This is a genomic window from Polaribacter cellanae (assembly GCF_017569185.1).
Classification (GTDB): domain Bacteria; phylum Bacteroidota; class Bacteroidia; order Flavobacteriales; family Flavobacteriaceae; genus Polaribacter; species Polaribacter cellanae.
Map to the genome: position 1 here is coordinate 3,882,501 of NZ_CP071869.1, position 14,567 is coordinate 3,897,067.

Consider the following 14,567-nt stretch of genomic DNA (forward strand, 5'->3'; position numbering starts at 1 on the left):
TATTGCAGCTATGCTGCAGTTGTTAGTTGATAGTTTTTAGTTATTAGTCAAAGTGCTAACTCTAAACCCTAACTACTAACCACTAAATTCTTAGGGTGGTTATAGCATTGGGGCTCACCTCTTCCCATCTCGAACAGAGAAGTTAAGCCCAATAGCGCCGATGGTACTGCATTTATGTGGGAGAGTAGGTCGCTGCCTTTCTTAATTCTTATTTATTTAAGAATTTTATAAGCCTCATATCAAAGATATGAGGCTTTTTTTATACTCAAAATTTGTAAACTAAAACTTATTCTTGTTTTAAAACAAGAATCCTATTATAAATAATTAGTGCTAGAAAAATTTAAGTAGTATGGTAAGTTTTAATTTATTTTGTTTAATAAATTGATAAAAACCTCTTTAGGGGTTCTGTATCCTAACTTTGTTCTTGGTCTATTATTGAGTTTTTTTATCGTTTCAGAAATATCGTTTTGTTTGACATTATCCAAGTGTTTATTTTTTGGAAAATATTGTCTGATAAGTTTGTTCGTATACTCGTTAAGTCCACGTTCCCAAGAGTTATAAGAGTGAGCAAAATAGACATCACAATTTAATTTTTCTGCTATTCTCTTATGTCTTGCAAACTCTTTACCATTATCATTGTTAAAATTGTTCGAACCCATTCTTTATGTGGTGCTAAAGTGTTTATAGTCATTTTTGTAATCATATCTGCTTTTCTTTCTGTCACATTTTCAATCCATAAAAAACTAGAATAGCGATCTACAATGGTTAATAAAGCTCCTTTATGGTCTTTTCCAATAATTAAATCAGATTCTAAATTACCTACTCTTTCTTTGAGTTCTACAATTTTTGGACGTTTTTCTATGGACATTTTATCGGGTATTTGTCCTCTATTGGATTTACTTCCATACCTTTTTTATATTTTTTTGACCTGTTCCTAGTTCTTTATAAAGCAATCCTCCTTGTTTTTTATCTTGCCAAACATATTGGTAAATTCGCTCGTGAGAGGCCATCTGTATTGTTTTAAGTTTACACCAACCAACTATCTGTTCTGGAGACCATTGAAATTTAATCATTTTTTCTTTGATTATTTTTTTCATTTCCGTTGAAAAAATAGTCTTATAATGACCTTCTTTTTTACGCTCATCAGCTAATTTTTGTGCGTGTTTAGCACTATAAGTCCTAGGTTTTGAGTTCCTTTTCAATTCTCTATAAAAGTACTTTTATTAATACAAAGTGATTTAATAATCTCTTTTTTACTAATTTTTGCCTTAAGCATTAATTCTATTGAGTACCTTTGTTCGAAAGTTAATTGTTTGTAGTTCATATCACAAATCTTTAACTTTTTTTGGACTTTTTCTAATGGGGTAAAACCCGTAGGGAAATCCTATCAAAAACTTGTACTAGCATTTGAATTTAGGAATTAACAAATATAGGATAACAAATCCTAATACTCTTTAAGACAGTGTTTTAAATTTTATATTGATATATTTAATTTGAGTTCGATATATTACTAATTACTTAAATATTGTTTTTTTGAAAATTAATATCATTCTGATGAAGCAGGATGAGGAATCTTACAAATTGTAGTTATAAATTATGAGATTTTCCCTATCATTGAAATAATACAGAAAAAATAAAAACCTATATATTAATACGTTAAGTAAAAAAATCTATATTGTTTCTTAAATCGAACTCACGTTATTTACTACATTGCTACCAAATCTCCAGTAACATCTTTTGAAGGCAATTCCGATTTTCCCATTAAATAAATATCTACTTGTCTTGCAGCTTCTCTTCCTTCAGAAATTGCCCAAACGATTAAAGATTGTCCTCTTCTCATATCACCAGCAGTAAATATATTAGGGACATTAGTTTGGTATTTTCCATATTCAGCTTTATAGTTTGAACGAGCATCTTTATAAATACCTAGTTTATCAGCTAAAGTACTTTCTGGTCCTGTAAAACCAAGGGCAAGCAATGCTAAATCACATGGCCAAGTTTTTTCTGTTCCTTCAATTTCTATCAATTGAGGTCTTTGTCCTGGAACCATTTTCCATTCAACATTTACTGTTTTTAAAGCAGTTAATTTTCCATTTTCGTCTTTTACAAATTCTTTTGTATTGATTAGCCAGTTACGTTCTACACCTTCTTTATGAGAAGATGAAGTCTTTAATTGTAAAGGCCAAAAAGGCCAAGGAGTTGTTGGAGAACGATGCCCTGGAGGTTTTGGCATAATTTCAAAATTAACCACAGATTTTGCTCCTTGTCTGTTGGAAGTTCCAATGCAATCAGATCCTGTATCTCCACCACCAATAACAATTACATTTTTACCTGTTGCCATTACTTGGTTTTTTACTTCTTTACCAAATAATACTTTTGTTTGTTGTGTTAAAAAATCCATTGCTTGTACAACACCATCTGCATCAATTCCTGGAGTTGGTAAACTACGTCTTTCGGTTGCTCCACCACATAAAACTACAGCATCGAAACTTTTTAAATCTTCAACTTTATAATTAACACCAACATTTACATTGGTTTTAAAAATAATTCCTTCTGCTTCTAAAATGGCAATTCTTCTATCGATAATTCCTTTTTCCATTTTAAAGTTTGGAATTCCATAACGTAACAAGCCACCCACTTCATCATCTCTTTCGAAAACAGTAACTGTGTGACCAGCTCTGTTTAATTGTTGTGCAGTAGCTAAACCAGCAGGCCCAGAACCCACAACAGCAACCGTTTTTCCTGTCCTTATTTTTGGAGGTTGTGGTTTAATCCATCCTTCTTTAAAAGCACGTTCTACAATATTTTTTTCAATATTTTCAATAGAAACTGGGTCTTCAATAATACCTAAAACACATGCTTGTTCACATGGAGCAGGACACAAACGACCTGTAAATTCTGGAAAATTGTTTGTTGAATGTAATATCCAAGAAGCTTTTTTCCATTCACCTTGATGCACCATATGGTTAAAATCTGGAATTAGATTTCCTAGTGGACAACCACTGTGACAAAAAGGAATACCACAATCCATACAACGTGAACCTTGCTTCGTTAATTCTTTTTGTGAAAGAGGAACTGTAAATTCTTTATAATTTTTTACACGATCTTTTACAGAAGTGTATGTTTCATCTTGTCTTTCAAATTCTTTAAATCCTGTTACTTTTCCCATGACATTATGCTTTTGTTAATTCTTCGAACATTGGTTCTTCTGTTTCTATACGTTTTAATGCTTTTTTGTATTCTATTGGCATTACTTTTACAAAGTTTTTTAAACTAGCATCCCAATCTGCTAATAAAGAAGTACCTTTTTTACTATCTGTATATAAAACGTGTTTTTCTATAGTTGTCTTTAAATCTAGTGCATCTATATCTGAAATCTCTTCAAATTCGATGGTTTCAGTATTACAAAGACCATTTATAAATTTGTTTTCAGGATCATAAACATACGCTATTCCTCCACTCATTCCAGCAGCGAAATTTCTTCCTGTTTTTCCTAAAACAATTACTTTTCCACCAGTCATATATTCACAACAATGGTCTCCAACACCTTCTACAACTGTTTTGGCTCCAGAATTACGAACTGCAAAACGTTCACCTGCAATTCCATTTATATATGCTTCACCTTCAACAGCACCAAATAAACAAACGTTACCGATAATGATATTGTTTTCCGCAATAAAATTTGCTTTTGCTGGTTTTTTGATGATTAATTTAGCTCCAGATAAACCTTTTCCTAAATAATCATTTGTATTTCCGTCTAAAATGAATGTCAATCCATGAGCACCAAATGCTCCAAAACTTTGTCCTGCAGAACCCGTGAAATTGATATTTAAAGTATCTTCAGGTAAACCCAAATGACCATAAATTTTAGAAATTTCGTTACTAACAATTGCACCAACAGTTCTATCTGTATTTTTTATAGCATAAGAAAGATTCATTTTTTCCTTTCTATATAGAGCTCTGTGAGAATCTTTTAAAATAGTAAAGTCTAAAACGTCTTCTAAATTATGATCTTGTTTTTCTGTGTTTTTTACAGGGAGATGATTGTAGCCAGTAGGTCTATGTAAAATACTTGATAAATCTAAACCTTTCGCTTTATAATGCTTAATTGCTCTGTTTGCATTGATTTTATGCGTCTGACCCACCATTTCAGATAATGTTCTAAAACCAAGTTCTGCCATTATTTTTCTTAATTCTTCAGCAATATAATAGAAGAAATTAATAACGTGTTCTGGTGTTCCTTTAAAGTTTTTACGCAATTCTTTATCTTGAGTTGCGATACCAACTGGACAAGTATTTAAATGACATTTACGCATCATAATACACCCAGAAGCCACTAAAGGAGCTGTTGCAAAACCGAATTCTTCTGCACCTAATAAGGCTGCAATTGCAACATCTCTACCCGTTTTTAGTTGTCCATCACATTCTACAACAATTCTACTTCTTAAATTATTCATTACCAAAGTTTGCTGTGCTTCAGACAAACCAAGTTCCCAAGGTAAACCTGCGTGTTTTAATGACGTTAAAGGAGAAGCTCCTGTTCCACCATCATAACCAGCTATTAAAACGACATCTGCTTTTGCTTTTGCAACACCAGCAGCAATGGTTCCAACACCAACTTCCGAAACTAATTTTACATTAATTCTTGCTTCACGATTTGCATTTTTTAAATCGTAAATTAATTGTGCTAAATCTTCAATTGAATAAATATCGTGATGTGGAGGAGGAGAAATCAACCCAACAAATGGCGTTGAATTTCTCGCATTTGCAATCCAAGGTAAAACCTTGTAGCCAGGTAACTGTCCACCTTCACCAGGTTTTGCACCTTGTGCCATTTTAATTTGAATCTCTCTTGCGTTTGTTAAATAGTGAGAAGTAACTCCAAATCTACCAGAAGCAACTTGTTTAATCGCAGAATTTCTACTATCTCCATTAATATCTTTTTGGAAACGTTTTCTATCTTCACCACCTTCACCAGAATTAGATTTTCCGCCAATTCTGTTCATGGCAATCGCTAAATTTTCGTGTGCTTCTCTGGAAATTGATCCATAAGACATGGCACCTGTTTTAAAACGTTTTACAATTTCTGTCCAAGGTTCTACTTCGTCTAAAGGAATTGGGTCTAAATTATCAAACTGAAATAAACCACGAATGGTCATTAAATTTTCTGCTTGTTCGTTTATGGCTTTTGAGTACACATCGTAACTTGCTTGATCGCTTAAACGAACTGCTTGTTGTAATTTTGCAACTGTAGTTGGGTTGAATAAATGACGCTCGCCATTTCTTCTCCATCTATAATCTCCACCAATATTTAAACCTAAATTTTTATCAATTTGATTGTCTGGATACGCTTGTTTGTAACGTTGGTCTATTTCTTTTTCTATTTCATATAAACCAATACCTTCTATTCTTGAAGCTGTATAAGGGAAATATTTTTCTACAAATTGAGAATTAAAACCAACAATTTCGAAAATTTGAGAACCTCTGTACGAATGTAAAGTCGAGATTCCTATTTTGTTCATCACTTTTAATATTCCTTTTCCGATTGCTTTGTTGAAATTATCGACAGCTTGTTGCTCATCCATACCAACAATAAAACCTTCTTTTACTTGCGCTCTAATAATTTCGTTTACCATATATGGGTTGATGGCACTTGCACCATAACCAAATAAAGTAGCAAAATGATGTGGTTCACGTGGCTCTGCAGATTCTATAATGATATCGAAAAAAGAACGTTTTCTTAAACGATTTAATTGATGATTTACATAAGAACACGCTAATAAAGCAGGAATTGGAGCAAATTCTTGGTTTACACCTCTGTCTGAAAGAATGATAATATTATTCTTATTTTGAATTGCTTTTTCTACTTGAATAACAATAGTATCTAAAGCGTCTTCTAAACCATTTAATCCTTGTGCTTTTGGATATAGAATATTAATTGTTGTTGCTTTAAAACTTTCAATATCGATACTTCTAATTTTTTCTAAATCGGCATTAGAAATAACAGGGTTTTTAATATTTAATTTTCTACACTGTCTTTCTGTAATGCTAAAAATATTTCTATCTTTTCCTAAATTTAAACTGATATCTGTTACGATTTCTTCACGAATTCCATCTAAAGGTGGGTTTGTAACTTGTGCAAATAGTTGTTTAAAGTAGTTGGAGATTAATTGAGGTCTGTCTGACAAAACTGCCAAAGGAGTATCAATTCCCATAGAACCTAACGCCTCTTTACCAACTTGTGCCATTGGCGTAATTACTTCTTGAATATCTTCAAACGTGTAATTAAATAAACGCTGACGTGTTTTAATATCTATCGTTTCAATTGGACAAGTATCACCAGTATAAGGAACATCTTTTAAATGCAAACGCGTTTTGTCTAACCATTCTTGATAGGGTCTTTCTAAAACAATTTTTGCTTTTATTTCTTCATCTTCAATAATTCTTCCTTTGTTCATGTCTACCAAGAACATTTTTCCTGGCTCTAATCTACCGTGTTTTTTTATGTCTTCTGGAGCAATATCTACCACACCAATTTCTGACGACATAATTAACTTTCCGCTTTTTGTAACTGTATATCTTGAGGGTCTTAAACCATTTCTATCCAATAAAGCACCAATATAATCTCCATCTGTAAAAGGTACAGAAGCAGGGCCATCCCAAGGTTCCATAATACAACTGTTGTATTCGTAAAAAGCTTTACGTTCTTTAGACATTGTTTTGTGTTTTTCCCACGCTTCAGGAATCATCATCATCATAATTTCTGGTAACGAACGACCTGTGTGTGTTAACAATTCTACCACCATATCCATAGAAGCAGAATCTGATTTTCCTGGTAAAATAATTGGGAATAATTCTTCGATTTGTGGACCAAAAACATCACTTTTCATAATTTCTTCACGCACACGCATTCTACTTACATTTCCACGTAATGTATTAATTTCTCCATTCTGACACATGTGTCTAAAGGGTTGTGCCAACTCCCAAGTTGGCATTGTATTGGTTGAAAATCGTTGGTGAACTAACGCCAAACGCGTTACCAAATCTTTTTCTTGAAGATCTTTATAATAAGGGCCAATATCTTCAGGCATAATAATACCTTTATATATAATGGTTGTTATTGATAAACTTGAAACGTAAAAATAACCGCTTTCCGAAGTTTTCGATTTTCTTATTTTATGTTCTGCAATTTTACGAGCAGCATATAATTTTGCTTTAAAAGTAGCTTCATCTAACTCTTTTTCATTTTTACCAACAAAAATTTGCTCGATGTTTGGTTCGGAAGCCAATGCAATTGGTCCCAATTGTGTAGCATCTACAGGAACCTCTCTCCATCCTAAAATAGAAAGTCCTTGTGCTTTTATTTCGTTTTCGAAAGTAGCTTTACAGAAATTATATTGGTTTTTTGCTTTTGGTAAGAACACCATTCCAACTGCATATTCTCTTTGTTCTGGAATTGAGAAATCACAAACTCTTTTAAAGTATTTATGAGGAATATCAATTAATAAACCAGCTCCATCTCCTGTTTTTCCATCGGAACTAACACCACCTCTGTGTTCTAGTTTTACTAAAATTTCTAAAGCGTCGTGAATAATTTGATTTGTCTTGTCTCCATTTAAATTACAGATGAATCCTGCACCGCAATTTTCGTGTTCAAATTCTGGTAAATATAAGCCTTGTTTCTCCATATTTTAATAAATTATATTTGCTAATTTATATTTTTTATTGAGAAAAACGTACTGTTTATAAGCTTTTAATATAATTTTTATGATGGAAATAATATTTCACTATAAATAATTAAATTATAATAATTAAACGAATTTATATTGTGATATTCATAAAAATAAAAAAACCTACAAATTTTTTAAAACTTGTAGGTAAAATAAGTGTTGTTTTATTGATTAATGTTCGTTTAAACGAAAGTCTGGATATGCATCCATACCATGTTCGTGAGCATCTAACCCTTCTAATTCTTCTTTTTCGCTAACACGTATTCCTATTGTTTTCTTTAATGTAAACAAGATAATAAATGAAGTTGCTAAACAGAATACTGCATAAGATACAACTCCAATTAATTGACTTAAAAATTGGGCACCACTTGCAAGATTTCCAAAAATACCCACAGCTAATGTTCCCCAAATTCCACAAACTAGGTGAACAGCAATTGCACCAACTGGGTCGTCTAATTTTAATTTATCAATTAAGCTAACTCCAAATACAATTAATGCTCCAGCAATTGCACCAATTAAAATGGCGTCTGTTGGCGACATTACATCTGCACCAGCAGTAATTGCTACTAAACCTCCTAAAATTCCGTTTAAAAACATGGTTAAATCTAGGTTTTTATACATAAATGTAGAAACCAATGCAGCTATTACTCCACCTGCAGCAGCTGCTAAACAAGTGGTTACTAAGGTTAAAGAAGTTAATGCTGGATCTGCAGATAAAACAGAACCTCCATTAAAACCAAACCAACCTAACCAAAGAATTAAAACTCCTGCAGTTGCTAGTGGAATGTTATGGCCAGGGATGGCTTGTATTTTTCCGTTCTTGAATTTTCCAATTCTCGAACCTAATAAGCAAACAGCAACTAAAGCAGCCCATCCACCAACTGAATGTACTAAAGTAGAACCTGCAAAATCGTAAAAAGGAGTTGACATTTTATCTAAAAATCCACCACCCCATTTCCAAGAACCTGCAATTGGGTAAACGAATCCTACATATAATATGGTGAAAACCATAAAAGATCCAATTTTCATTCTTTCAGCTACAGCACCAGAAACAATTGTTGCAGCAGTTGCAGCAAACATTCCTTGGAATAAGAAGTCTGTCCAGTAAGTATATCCTTCATTATAAGTTAAATCTAAAGTTCCTTCTGTGGTTAATGGAGAAGAAAGGCCGAACACGAAATCTCCTAAATAACCAGAAGCATTTGCCCCCCAAGTTGGGTACATTAAGTTGAAACCAACGAAAGCATATAATAATAAACCAACTGTAATAATAAATATATTTTTAAATAAAATATTAATGGTATTTTTCTGTCTTGTTAAACCGATTTCTAAAAATGCAAACCCTGTGTGCATAAAGAAAACCAATACTGTACAGATCATTATCCATACATTATTTGTTGTAAGTAATTCCATAATAAAATAGTGTAATAGTTTAGTTTAAAGTTTCTCCTCCTTTTTCTCCAGTTCTAATTCTGTAAGCATCTATAATGTCGCTTACGAAAATTTTACCATCTCCAACTTCGCCTGTAGATGCTGCTTCAATAATTGTGTTAATGGTTATTTTTTCGAAATTGTCATTCACAACAATAGAAATGTACCTTCTTTGGATATCGCTTGTGCTATAGCTAATTCCTCTGTAAACATGTCCTTCTTGTTCGTTACCTAAACCTGTAACATCCCAGTAAGAGAAGAAATTAACACCTACTTCATGTAGTGCATCTTTTACTGTGCTAAATTTCGATTTTCTAATGATTGCTTCTATTTTTTTCATAATTAATAAATGTTATTTGGTTGGTATTAGAATGAATAAACTGTTGCTAAAGTTGCACCAGTTATGTTGTTTTGTGCGGATAATCCTGAAATAATCATATCGTTTAAAGAGTCGTATCTAATTTCAGGAATAAGGTTTAGGTTTTCTGTTAAAGAGATGTTTCCAGATAAAGTAAATGCAGTTACACTTGCGTCTCCTTTTCCAGCTGTTGTTTGGTAGTATTCTGGTCTTAGTCCTAAAGAAAACTTTTTGCTGAATGAATTCTGCAAATATAAAGCGACACCTTGGTAACCAGCATCTGCATCACTGGAATTAGAATATGCAGCATTTATTCCAAAGAAGAAAGAGTCAGTTAAATTAAAGCCACCTGAATAATCTAAATACAACACATCGTTAAACCCGAATCCGTCTGCTCCATAAGCAAGATTAAAATACTGACCTTTGTAACCAGTTTGAAAACCTAATTGATAGTTTGTACTTGGATTCGCACCAGCAGTTATTCCATGAGGATTTGTAACGGCCAACATAAAGGATAAATCTTCTGAAGCTTCATAATCCATTTTTAAACCTGTATGAGAAAAGGGACCTGCATTGAACAAGTAGGATACTGAATAGTTAAAGTTTCCTGCTGGAGAAATAACTTCGTACCCAAAAAATGTGTTAAACTGTCCTAATGTAAAAGTAATTTTTTCTGATGCTCTGTAATATGCATATAATTGATTAATTGCGCCTTCGTATGCATTTGCAGCATTTGCTCTTGGTCCATAAGCTAAATCTGCTACAACTCCAGCTTTTCCTTTTTCATAAGAAAAAATGGTGTTTGCCATTCCTAAACCGAATCCGTTTGCTACGCCACTTCCACCATACAAAACGCCAATACTTCCCAAAGAATTGTCTTTAAGATTACTTGTATAATAAGTATCAACTGTACCACTTATTGTAAATATACCCTTTTTTTCCTGTGCAGTTGTTGCTAAACTTGTAGCTACTAATAAAGTTAAAAATATTTTTTTCATAATAATTGTTCTTTTAATTTTATTAAACGGATCAAATGTATATAAAACTATTTTAATTTTAGGGGTTGTTTTTTATAATGTCTATATTTTTTGATATGTACCCTTAAAAAATAGGGGTATATTTTATTTATAATGTATTTTATTTGTTTTAATGAGTATTTAAAATAGGGTGTATGTATAAAATAAAGTTTAAAATTATGATATCGATAAAAGTGCAGTTTTTGAATAAAAAGTTCATTTTATTGTATTTTTGAAGTATGAAATATCCATTTTCTTACATTATTAAGCTTCAGTTTTTAGGATTTCGATTTTCTGGTTGGCAAAAACAGACAAATGCAAAGACCTTGCATGATATGGTTGATAAAACCATTTCTTTCGTTATAGAAAAAGGAGCTTATAAAACAATTGGAGTAGGTAGAACAGATGCAAAAGTGTCTGCAAACTCGTATTATTTACAGCTTTTTATAGTTGAAGAAATTGAAGAAGATGCGTTTTTAAATTTGTTAAATTCAAATTTTTCTGCGGATTTTAGAGCGCTTTCTATTCATAAAGTAGAAAGGAGTTATAATATTGTTAATGCTCCAAAAATTAAAGAATACCATTATTACTTTGCTTTTGGGGAGAAAAGTCATCCTTTTTCTGCGCCTTTTATGGTTACTTTGGATGAAAATTTAAATCTTGAAAATATGAAGGAAGCTGCAAAACGCTTTCAAGGAGAGCATCATTTTCATAAATATTGTACAAAACCCTCTGAAAACACCATTCTAAAAAGAACCATAGATTCCTGTGAAATTGTAGAAAATGATATTTTAACGGCTAATTTCTTTCCTGAGAAAAGTTATATTCTAAAAGTAAGAGGAAAAGGTTTTTTAAGATATCAGATTCGTTTAATAATGGCGACTTTGTTTGAGGTTGGAAAAGAAAATATAGATTTAAACTTTGTTGAAAAATCGTTAAAAGAAGATAATGACAGAATGTTTATGCGAAATATTGCGCCTTCTTCTGGTTTGCAATTGTTTGATATTGAGTTGGAATAACTTGTAATTTTTTTAGGCGTTCCACAAAGGGGTCAGACTTTCATTACTCACTTTTTTTATGCTGAATTTATTTCAGCATCTTTCATCTTAAAAAATAAGTGAATTAATTTTAGTAGATACTGGATTGAGTTCAGCATAAAAAAAGAGTTCAAACATGCATTTAATTCTTAATGCACTTTGCTAAACCCGAAAATGAAGTAATTAGAAGCTGCTTTTAGGTTTATTTTGATTGATATTATAATATTTGTAGCTCTAAAGGGCTTTAAACCCTTTAGGGGCTTGTTTGTAAGTAATTTAAAATTAAACTTTGTTTCAATAATTCATTTGGTTGGCAAAAATTTGTGAGAGCGATAGAAATCTTTAGACTACGCTCAAGACAGGCTATATTCTTTTTATGCTAAACTAAATTAAGTATTTGTTATAAAAATGAAATTATTTATTCAAAAAAGAGAGATGCTGAAATAAATTCAGTATAAAAAGATATAGTGGATAGCGCGTTTTTTTGTTTTTTGCAAAAACTTATCCAAAAGAAAAATCCACCTTTTAAAAAGATGGATTTTTATACGATATATATAATGAGTAATTTATCCTTTGATAACACCTCTCGAAATTACAATTTTCTGAATTTCTGAAGTTCCTTCGTAAATCTGAGTAATTTTTGCATCTCGCATTAAACGCTCCACATGATATTCTTTTACAAAACCATTTCCTCCATGAATTTGCACAGCTTCTACAGTTTGTTCCATCGCTACTTTAGATGCATATAATTTTGCCATGGCAGAAGACATATCGTAATTATTACCTTGGTCTTTGTCCCAAGCAGCCTTCATTACCAACATTCTTGCAGCTTCAATTTCTGTGTACATATCTGCCAGTTTAAATGCAATTGCTTGGTGGTTACAGATTTCTGTACCAAAAGCTTTACGTTCTTTCGAATATTTTAAAGCCAATTCGTATGCACCTGAAGCGATTCCTAAAGCTTGTGCTGCAATACCAATTCTTCCTCCGGAAAGTGTTTTCATGGCGAATTTGAACCCAAAACCATCTTCGCCAATTCTATTTTCTTTAGGTACTTTTACGTCATTAAATTGTAAAGTGTGTGTGTCTGAACCACGAATTCCTAACTTATCTTCTTTTGGTCCTATATGAAAACCTTCTGTTCCTTTCTCTACAATAAAAGCGTTGATTCCTCTGTGACCTTTTGCTCTGTCTGTTTGTGCAATTACCAAATACACATCTGCTCTTCCGCCACTTGTAATCCAGTTTTTTGTTCCGTTAATTACATAATGGTCGCCTTTATCTTCTGCAGTTGTTGCTTGCGAAGTTGCATCTGAACCAGCTTCTGGTTCACTCAAACAAAAAGCACCAACAAATTCTCCTGTAGCTAATTTGGTTAGGTATTTTTGTTTTTGTTCTTCATTCCCACAGGCTTCTAACCCATAACAGACTAAAGAATTATTAACAGAAACAATTACAGAGGCAGAAGCATCTATTTTAGATAATTCTTCCATAATTAATACGTAAGAAATGGCGTCCATTCCACTTCCTCCGTATTTTGGATCTACCATAATTCCCAAAAAACCTAAATCGCCCATTTTTCTGACCAATTCTTGCGGAAATTCTTGTTTATCATCTCTTTCGATAACTCCTGGTAACAATTCGGTTTGTGCAAAATCTCTTGCGGCATCGCGAATCATAACATGTTCTTCTGTTAAGCTAAAATCCATACTAAGTATTATTATATTCGTAATTTAAGAGTGTAAAGATATCGATTTCGTAATAGATTTTCAACAGACTTTTATTATTTTTACAGATATGAATAAAAAAGAGGTTTTTTCAATAGGAGTAATGTCTGGAACGTCTTTAGATGGAGTAGATTTGGTCTATGTAAAGTTTGAAAAGAATAATTACAGCGATTTTAAGATTTTACAAGCGACAACAATTCCGTATTCGTTAGAGTGGAAACAAATGTTGCAAAACGCAATTCACTCTTCAGGAAAAGAATTAGAGAATTTAAATGTTATTTATGGAAAATATTTAGGAGTTATTATTCATAACTTTATGTCTAATTATAAAATTAAAAATATTGATTTTATAGCTTCTCATGGACATACAATTTTACACGAGCCAGAAAAAGGAATTACACTGCAAATAGGCTCAGGTAAAGAAATCGCAAAAATTACAAAACAGAAAGTGGTTTGCGATTTTAGAACGCAAGATGTAAAATTAGGAGGGCAAGGTGCGCCTTTAGTGCCAATTGGAGATAAATTATTGTTTGGTAAATATCGTTTTTGTTTAAATTTAGGTGGCTTTTCTAATATTTCGTTTGATAAGAATGAGGAAAGAATTGCCTACGATATTTGTCCTGTAAATATTGTGTTGAATTTCTATGCGAATAAAATTGGTTTAGATTACGATGCGTCTGGAAAAGTAGCTTTAGGAGGAGAGATAAATCAACAATTATTAAAAAAATTAAATTCTTTAAATTTTTATAAAAAAGAACCACCAAAATCTTTAGGTTTAGAGTGGGTGCAACAAGAGGTGTTTCCGTTAATTAATTCTTTAGAAAAAGACATACCATCTATATTAAGAACTTTTGTAGAGCATATTGCTATTCAAATAAGCAAAGTTATTGTTAATAATAATTCGATTTTAGTAACTGGAGGTGGTTTTTTTAATTCATTTTTAATGAAACAAATTGAAAAGCATTCAAATGTTAAAATTGAAGAAAATAACAAAGAAATTATCAACTATAAAGAAGCCTTAGTTTTTGCTTTTTTAGGTTTGTTAAAGATTGATAATCAGGTTAATTGTTTTAAGTCTGTAACAGGTGCCGAAAAAGATCATTCTTCTGGTGTGATTTTTATACCATAGTTTTTGGTTTAAATAATTTATAAAATCATTTTTTTACATTAAGTTTGTAAGTAACATCAATAAAAATAATAATTCTAAAAAAGTAAATTATGAATCAGCTTTAACTTCACTAAACAAAACAATATCGTAAAAATTGCAT

Annotated in this window: 8 protein-coding genes, 1 rRNA gene and 1 pseudogene; 3 read left to right on the forward strand and 7 right to left on the reverse strand. The window is 31.9% G+C overall.

All coding sequences use genetic code 11. The features are described 5' to 3' along the window. Nucleotides 1–91: 91 nt before the first annotated feature. A 5S ribosomal RNA gene (gene rrf / locus J3359_RS17095) occupies nucleotides 92–201 on the forward strand. Nucleotides 202–359: 158 nt separating this feature from the next. Here rrf and J3359_RS18600 read toward each other — a convergent pair. The 6 genes and pseudogenes from J3359_RS18600 to J3359_RS17135 form a co-directional block, all read right to left on the reverse strand. Further along, nucleotides 360–1,324 (reverse strand): annotated as a pseudogene (locus tag J3359_RS18600) (IS30 family transposase). 381 nt (nucleotides 1,325–1,705) lie between these two features. Continuing rightward, entirely contained in the window at nucleotides 1,706–3,169 is a 1,464-nt protein-coding gene (locus tag J3359_RS17115) for a glutamate synthase subunit beta (protein WP_208078315.1), read from the reverse strand. A gap of 4 nt (nucleotides 3,170–3,173) precedes the next feature. After that, nucleotides 3,174–7,688 (reverse strand): glutamate synthase large subunit, encoded by a 4,515-nt coding sequence (gene gltB / locus J3359_RS17120; protein ID WP_208078316.1) that lies wholly within the window; start codon nucleotides 7,686–7,688, stop codon nucleotides 3,174–3,176. Nucleotides 7,689–7,901: 213 nt separating this feature from the next. Next, complete coding sequence (locus J3359_RS17125; RefSeq protein WP_208078317.1) at nucleotides 7,902–9,143, reverse strand: ammonium transporter; 1,242 nt, start codon at nucleotides 9,141–9,143, stop codon at nucleotides 7,902–7,904. A 19-nt stretch (nucleotides 9,144–9,162) separates the two neighbouring features. Then, a complete protein-coding gene (locus tag J3359_RS17130; RefSeq protein ID WP_208078319.1) occupies nucleotides 9,163–9,501 on the reverse strand; it encodes a P-II family nitrogen regulator in 339 nt (112 codons plus the stop codon). Nucleotides 9,502–9,527: 26 nt separating this feature from the next. Further along, nucleotides 9,528–10,517, reverse strand: coding sequence for an outer membrane beta-barrel protein (locus J3359_RS17135; protein WP_208078321.1), 990 nt, complete (start codon nucleotides 10,515–10,517; stop codon nucleotides 9,528–9,530). Nucleotides 10,518–10,774: 257 nt separating this feature from the next. Between J3359_RS17135 and J3359_RS17140 the strand changes: the two genes are divergently transcribed. Further along, complete coding sequence (locus J3359_RS17140; protein WP_208078323.1) at nucleotides 10,775–11,554, forward strand: tRNA pseudouridine synthase A; 780 nt, start codon at nucleotides 10,775–10,777, stop codon at nucleotides 11,552–11,554. A gap of 584 nt (nucleotides 11,555–12,138) precedes the next feature. Here the strand turns inward: J3359_RS17140 and J3359_RS17145 are convergent. Next, nucleotides 12,139–13,281 (reverse strand): acyl-CoA dehydrogenase, encoded by a 1,143-nt coding sequence (locus J3359_RS17145; RefSeq protein ID WP_208078325.1) that lies wholly within the window; start codon nucleotides 13,279–13,281, stop codon nucleotides 12,139–12,141. 88 nt (nucleotides 13,282–13,369) lie between these two features. On the opposite strand from J3359_RS17145, the gene J3359_RS17150 reads away from it, so the two are divergent. Continuing rightward, the gene (locus J3359_RS17150; protein ID WP_208078327.1) at nucleotides 13,370–14,428 is read left to right on the forward strand and encodes an anhydro-N-acetylmuramic acid kinase; all 1,059 of its coding nucleotides are present in this window, start codon (nucleotides 13,370–13,372) and stop codon (nucleotides 14,426–14,428) included. Nucleotides 14,429–14,567: the final 139 nt, after the last annotated feature.